The following is a 6,370-nucleotide window of genomic DNA, read 5'->3' as shown; positions in this document are numbered from 1 at the left end:
CCCGGCGAGGAAGACGCGCCCACGGCCTAGCTAAAACCGCCGTCCGCGACACCCGCGTTTTTGTCTCGAACGATACCAAAGCGCGATCTGGCAGCGGGCACTGCCCGCCGCCGGCAGGTGGTGGAAGAAATTAATTGAAAAAACCTCCTGGAAATTGGGCCGGGAACGGTTGCAATTTTCCACGGATATGGTACAATAACGTTGAAAACAAAGGAGGTGTATCATTCATGGCATATGTAATTAATGATGAGTGCATCAGCTGCGGCGCTTGCGAGGCAGAGTGCCCCGTATCCGCTATCTCCGCTGGTGACGACAAATACGTCATCGATCCCGATACCTGCATCGAGTGCGGCGCTTGCAACGGCGTATGTCCCGTAGGAGCACCCAATCCCCAGTAATGAAATAGGTACAAAAAAAGCGCACACCCTAGGGTGTGCGCTTTTCTTTTTGCTTTAGAATTCCAGTTTTTTCTCGATGTAGGGCACAAGCTCCGCAATGGGCATCCGGGTCTGCTCCATGGTATCCCGATCCCGTACGGTGATGCAGCCATCCTCCACACTGTCAAAGTCGAAGGTGATGCACAGGGGGGTGCCGATCTCATCCTGCCGGCGGTAGCGCTTGCCGATGGAACCGGCGTCGTCGTAATCCACCATGAAATGCTTGGCAAGGTCATGATAGATGGCAGTGGCCTGCTCGGACAGCTTCTTGGAAAGGGGCAGGATACAAGCCTTGTAGGGGGCCAGGGCCGGATGGAGATGCATGACCACACGGGTGTCCTTTTCGCCCACCTGCTCCTCGTCGTAGGCCTCGCACAGGAAGGCCAGAGCCACCCGGTCGGCGCCCAGGGAGGGCTCGATGACATAGGGGATGTACCGCTCGTTGGTCTCCGGGTCGAAGTACTCCAGGCTCTTGGTGGAGTGTTTCATATGCTGGGACAGGTCGAAATCGGTGCGGTCGGCAATGCCCCACAGCTCGCCCCAGCCAAAGGGGAACATGAACTCAATATCGGTGGTGGCGTTGGAATAGTGGGAAAGTTCTTCCTTCTCATGATCCCGCAGCCGGAGGTTTTCATCCTTGATACCCAGATTCAGCAGGAAGTTGTGGCAGTAATCCTTCCAGTAGGCGAACCACTCCAGATCGGTACCCGGCTTGCAGAAGAACTCCAGCTCCATCTGCTCAAACTCACGGGTACGGAAGATGAAGTTGCCCGGAGTGATCTCGTTGCGGAAGGATTTTCCGATCTGGGAGACACCGAAAGGCAGCTTCCTGCGGGTGGTGCGCTGGATGTTGGAAAAGTTGACAAAGATACCCTGGGCGGTCTCAGGACGCAGATACAGTTCGCTCTTAGCGTCCTCGGTGACACCCTGGAAGGTCTTGAACATCAGGTTAAATTTGCGGATATCGGTAAAGTTGGTGGAACCGCAGTCCGGGCATTTGACGCCCTTTTCTTTGATGAAATCCATCATCTGCTGGTCGCTCCAGCCGTTGGGGGCCACGCCGGTCTGCTCCTCGATGAGCTTATCGGCACGATGGCGGGTTTTGCAGTCCTTGCAGTCCATCAGCGGGTCAGAAAAACCGCCTACATGGCCGGAAGCCACCCACACCTGGGGATTCATCAGGATGGCGCTGTCCAGCCCCACGTTGTAGGGGGACTCCTGGACAAATTTCTTCCACCATGCCCGCTTGACATTGTTTTTAAACTCCACACCCAGGGGACCATAGTCCCAGGAGTTGGAAAGGCCGCCGTAGATTTCGCTGCCCGGATAGACAAAGCCGCGGCCTTTGCACAGGGCCACAATCTTGTCCATGGTTTTCTCAGAATTGAGCATAACTTTACCTCCCATTTTCTATCCATTACAGACCGACTGCTCCATCGCGTCTGGTGATTCCTCACGAGGAAAATCCATATACTAACTTCTTAATTTTAAACTTCAGGGCAGGATAAGTCAAGGCAAAAGGGGATAAAACCGCCATTTTTCCCCTGTAAACCTGCAAGAATTATTGACAGAGAGGGAAGATTCCGCTATAATATTGTTCGCACCACAAATAAAGAGATCCTGCGCTGACTTTGCTAGCACATTCTGATATCGATGATAGGGGCGCAGGTGCGTACAACTTCTATTTCCCTGGTGCGACGACGAGGCGTAGCTCAGTTTGGTAGAGTGCTTGGTTTGGGACCAAGATGCCGCAGGTTCGAGTCCTGTCGCCTCGACCAGGCTGAGCCTGGACGCAATCCGCGTTCCGGGCTCAGTTTTTTCTTTTGCCTTTTCGCCCGCGCTTAAGGCGGGCATCTTTTTTGTGGCGCAAACCACCAGGCTGAGCCTGGACGCAATCCGCGTTCCGGGCTCAGTTTTTTCTTTTGCCTTTTTGCCCGCGCTTAAGGCGGGCATCTTTTTTGTGGCGAAAACCCACCAGGCTGAGCCTGGACGCAATCCGCGTTCCAGGCTCAGTTTTTTCTTTTGCCTTGCCACTCGCGTTTGCAGCAGGTATCTTTTTTGTGGCACAAACCAAGGAATTATCCTCAACAAATGGCATGTTCATGCCGTTTGTTGAGGTTTTTTCTTTGCAGTGGGATTTGTGGGCGGCCTTTAAAAATCATATATTTTGTAACGAGTCATGGCTTCTTTTGTGAATTTTAGCACTAGCCTCTTGACAGTGCTAATATGGAGTGATATAACAAAGTTGTTCCAAGAGAGAGGGACGGAAAGGGTTCCTCCCGCAGGGCAAGAAATAAGCGAAAAGATTGGAGGAATGACTTATGTTGCCCAGCATTTTTGGTGAAAATTTGTTTGATGATTTCTTTGATGATGATTTTATGCGTTCCATGTGGAACCGCCGCAATCCGTTGTATGGCAAACATGCCAAGAACCTGATGAAGACTGATGTACGGGAAACGGATACTACCTATGAAGTTGATATTGACCTGCCCGGCTTTAAGAAAGACGAGATTGATGTAGACTTGAAGGATGGTTATCTGACCATCAGCGCCGCCAAGGGCCTGGATAAAGATGAAAAGGATAAGAAAGGCAAATATATCCGCCAGGAGCGGTACGCAGGCGCCCTGAGAAGAAGCTTCTATGTGGGCGATATAGAGTCGAAGGATGTATCCGCCAAGTATGAAGACGGTATCCTGAAGATCTCCCTGCCCAAAGAGGCCAAAAAGCAGCTGCCGAAGACAACGACCATTGCCATCGAATAAGCGCAACAAATTGATACAGAAGGAGCGTCTCATGGGACGCTCCTTTTTGTTTTTGAATGGCACTGGACAAGACAGGAGCAGGGGAGTATGATGAGAAAACGAAAGGGGGGCGTAGGCCATTGAACCGGCTGACAAGAAAACAGGGAAACGGATCCGGTTATCAGGTAGACAGCCAACAGATCCAGCCCCTGGAGGAAGGTTATGGCGGCGAGGCCGTCGAAAGGCTGGCGAAACTGGAAAACCTCTGGGAAGACCTGGAGCAGAAACAGAAGGAGATCTCCCAAAAGCTGGAGCAGCTGCGGGGAGAGGGGCGGACCAAAAGCGCCCAATTCCGGGAGCTGATGGGAAAGAAGCTTTCCAACAGCTATGTGCTGGCCCTGTTCAAGGATTATGAGATCGACGGGGAGTCGAAGAAATAGAAAAGATCACCAGCATCCTGGCAAGGTCAGGATCACACAAGTGCATAGGCGAAAATAAGGCAGCCGCTTCCTGCAAGGGGAAATCCCCCGGCAGGAGGCGGCTGTTTTTTTGCGGCCGATAGCTGCGGAGTGTCTCTGTTTTTTTCTCAATATTCTTTACATTACGAAAACCGAACTTTACACTGCCTTCACGCAAACATGATTGTCCCTCCTTCGCCGGCTGGCTATGATGGATGATGGATCACAAAGCCTGGATCGATGGCAGGCGGCCTTTTCCACGACAGGAAAGAGGGAGAAAACGCCAAGGTCTGAAACCCCGAAGTATAGTTACAGGCATCATGAACTGGGAATCTGCTCCAGAAAAGCGGGCGGCCGGCGAATTTGGTCCAGCCGAAGTCCGAACAGCCGCAGCTTGGATGGCAACAGTTCCTTTTTCTGTTTCCGGCGGAGGGCTGTGTCGGGACACAGAGAGAAATCGCGTTGGAGGAAATGAATTTCATGTGGGATAAGTTAAAAATCAAACTGAAGGATCGGACCCATGCCTTGAAGGAGTGGCTGCAAAAGCCAAAAAACCTGGCGGGACTTGGGGCAGGGGCGGTGCTTTTCGCCGGGCTGATCGCCTGGGGCGTCTGGATCAACCAGCCGGTGGAGGGACAGGTGCCCACCAGCGCCAGCCAGATGGCTTATGACAAGGCGGTGGTGACGGCGGTGCTCTCCGATGATGCCCAGCCCGATGAGGATGCCGAAGGAAAGCGGGTGGGTACCCAAGAACTGGAGATCAAAATCCTCACCGGCGCCCACAAAGATGAAATTATGACCCTGACAAACCCTATGAGCGCCCTGTTCAATGTGGATTTAGATAAAGGGGATCAGGTCATCGTCCGGATTATGACCGACGATGAGGGCAGCTATTATCCTTCCCTTTTTAACTACGACCGGGGGATTGTCCTAGGCGTTTTTGTCCTGATTTTCTTTGTCCTGCTGGCTGTGCTGGGAGGAAAGAAGGGAATGGGGGCCTTGGCCGGACTGATTTTCACCCTGGCATGCATCTGGTTTATCCTCATTCCCAGCATTATCCGAGGACTGCCCGCCATCCCGGTAACGGTAGCCATGGTGGCGGTGACAGCGGCGGGGGCTCTGGTGCTGCTCAACGGATTTTCCCAAAAGACCCTTTGCTCGGTGCTGGGCTGTGTCATCGGCGTCGTGGTAGCCGGGGGGATTGCGGCCCTGGTGGGAACGATCACCCCCATGAACGGCTTTAACATGCCGGAGGCGGAAAACCTCATCCTTTACGGCGCCGACCAGGGGCTGAAGATCAGCGGTCTATTGGTCTGCGGCGTCCTCATCTCCGCCTTGGGGGCGGTCATGGATGTGGCCCTGGGAATCGCCTCCTCGGTCTGGGAGCTAAAGGAGCAAAATCCCCGGCTGACGGCGGGAGAGCTTTTCCGCTCCGGCATGCACATTGGCCGGGACGCCATGGGCACCATGGCCAACACCCTGATCCTGGCCTTTGCGGGTTCTTCTTTTAATATGCTCATCCTGGTGCAGACCTATGACATCCCCTTTCTCCAGCTCATCAACACCGATTATATCTGCATCGAGATCATCCAGAGCATCGCAGGGGCCATGGGGATCCTATTATGTGTGCCAATTGTCGCCTTGATCAGCGCCCGAATGATGGCTGGGCGCAAAGGCGTTTGAAAATAGATGTTCATACGAATCAAAGGAGGATATGAAGGCCAATGAAAACCAAGAATGGTCTGAAAAGGGTGGTATCCCTGATCCTGGTAATGTTGATGCTCCTTTCCCTGGTGCCTACGGCAGCCTTTGCCGCGGGAACGGGGGAGTATCACAAGATTGCAGGCAGCGATGATTTTACCACCGGCGAGTATGTTATGATGGTGGACACCGGCTATGCCGTGGGTCCCATGGACGGCACCTGGGTTTCCGCTGTCGCCCTGACCCCGGATGGGGACACGGTGACAAATCCAGCAACCGCGGTAGTGGAGATTACCGTCACAGGTACCTCCGCCAAGATCAAGCTCAGCGACGGTGCCTTTATCGCGCCCAAAGGGGGCAACAATAACGGCATCAATGAAGGGGAATACGATTGGACTTGGACGGAAACAGACGGAAAGTTTGTCTTTTCCGGCACCGGCAGCGATACGGTGGTTTTAGCCAGCAACAGAGCCTCAGACAACAAATTCCGGGGCTATAAGCAGACGACCGCCACCAACAATCCCGGCGGATATCCCCACGAGTTTACCCTCTACAAATTAGAGGAGGGCGGCTCCGGGGAGGTAACGGTGGCAGCCCCCTCCGCCAACCCCCAGGCAGGCGCGGTGGCAGAGGGTACCTCCATCACCCTGAGCACCACGACAACCGGCGCCCAGATCTACTACACCCTGGATGGGAGCGACCCTGCCGACAGCGGCAATTCCTCCCGCCAGCTTTACGGCGACGGGAATAAGCCGGTGATCAGCGCCGCCTGCACCCTGAAAGCGGTGGCGGTGCTGGATGGCGTTTACAGCGCGGTACAGACCCTCCAGTACACCATAGAAGAAGGGGGAATCCCCCTGGAGGACGGGGACAAGGTGGTTATCTATGCCCCGGCCTATAACAAAGCCCTTTCCTCCCAGAAAACCGGCTTCTATAACGTAGGGGTGGATGTCGAGGTTTCCGGCGATACCGTCACCGGCTTTGGAGATACCGAGGTGTGGACGGTGGTCAAAAACGGCGACGGCACCTATAG

General features: G+C 54.0%; 7 protein-coding genes and 1 tRNA gene. 6 read left to right on the top strand and 2 right to left on the bottom strand.

All coding sequences use genetic code 11. The annotated features are described in order from the left end of the window. Positions 1-227 precede the first annotated feature (227 nt). Entirely contained in the window at positions 228-398 is a 171-nt protein-coding gene (locus ACZ25G_RS09025) for a 4Fe-4S binding protein (protein WP_191482677.1), read from the top strand. Between the two features lie 54 nt (positions 399-452). Here the strand turns inward: ACZ25G_RS09025 and ACZ25G_RS09020 are convergent, their stop codons facing one another. After that, positions 453-1,829 (bottom strand): glycine--tRNA ligase, encoded by a 1,377-nt coding sequence (locus ACZ25G_RS09020; protein WP_463682219.1) that lies wholly within the window; start codon positions 1,827-1,829, stop codon positions 453-455. A 309-nt stretch (positions 1,830-2,138) separates the two neighbouring features. On the opposite strand from ACZ25G_RS09020, the gene ACZ25G_RS09015 reads away from it, so the two are divergent. Further along, a tRNA-Pro gene (locus ACZ25G_RS09015) sits at positions 2,139-2,215 on the top strand. Between the two features lie 131 nt (positions 2,216-2,346). Here ACZ25G_RS09015 and ACZ25G_RS09010 read toward each other — a convergent pair. Further along, on the bottom strand, positions 2,347-2,535 hold the full coding sequence (locus ACZ25G_RS09010) for a hypothetical protein (protein ID WP_463682218.1): 189 nt from the start codon (positions 2,533-2,535) through the stop codon (positions 2,347-2,349). Between the two features lie 223 nt (positions 2,536-2,758). Here ACZ25G_RS09010 and ACZ25G_RS09005 point away from each other — a divergent pair, with 223 nt between their 5' ends. The 4 genes from ACZ25G_RS09005 to ACZ25G_RS08990 all read left to right on the top strand — a co-directional run. After that, positions 2,759-3,199: an Hsp20/alpha crystallin family protein gene (locus tag ACZ25G_RS09005; protein WP_191509511.1), complete on the top strand. Its 441-nt coding sequence runs from the start codon at positions 2,759-2,761 to the stop codon at positions 3,197-3,199. A 56-nt stretch (positions 3,200-3,255) separates the two neighbouring features. Beyond that, positions 3,256-3,618, top strand: a complete 363-nt coding sequence (locus ACZ25G_RS09000; protein ID WP_463682217.1) for a hypothetical protein — start codon at positions 3,256-3,258, stop codon at positions 3,616-3,618. Positions 3,619-4,116: 498 nt separating this feature from the next. Next, on the top strand, positions 4,117-5,319 hold the full coding sequence (locus tag ACZ25G_RS08995) for a YibE/F family protein (RefSeq protein WP_463682216.1): 1,203 nt from the start codon (positions 4,117-4,119) through the stop codon (positions 5,317-5,319). Between the two features lie 41 nt (positions 5,320-5,360). Beyond that, positions 5,361-6,370, top strand: a 1,010-nt coding sequence (locus tag ACZ25G_RS08990; protein WP_463682215.1) for a chitobiase/beta-hexosaminidase C-terminal domain-containing protein, incomplete at its 3' end; no start/stop codon positions are given.

Source organism: Zongyangia sp. (assembly GCF_965361945.1).
The sequence above is the reverse complement of the archived record's forward strand: the minus strand, read 5'-3'. Positions and strand labels throughout refer to the sequence as shown.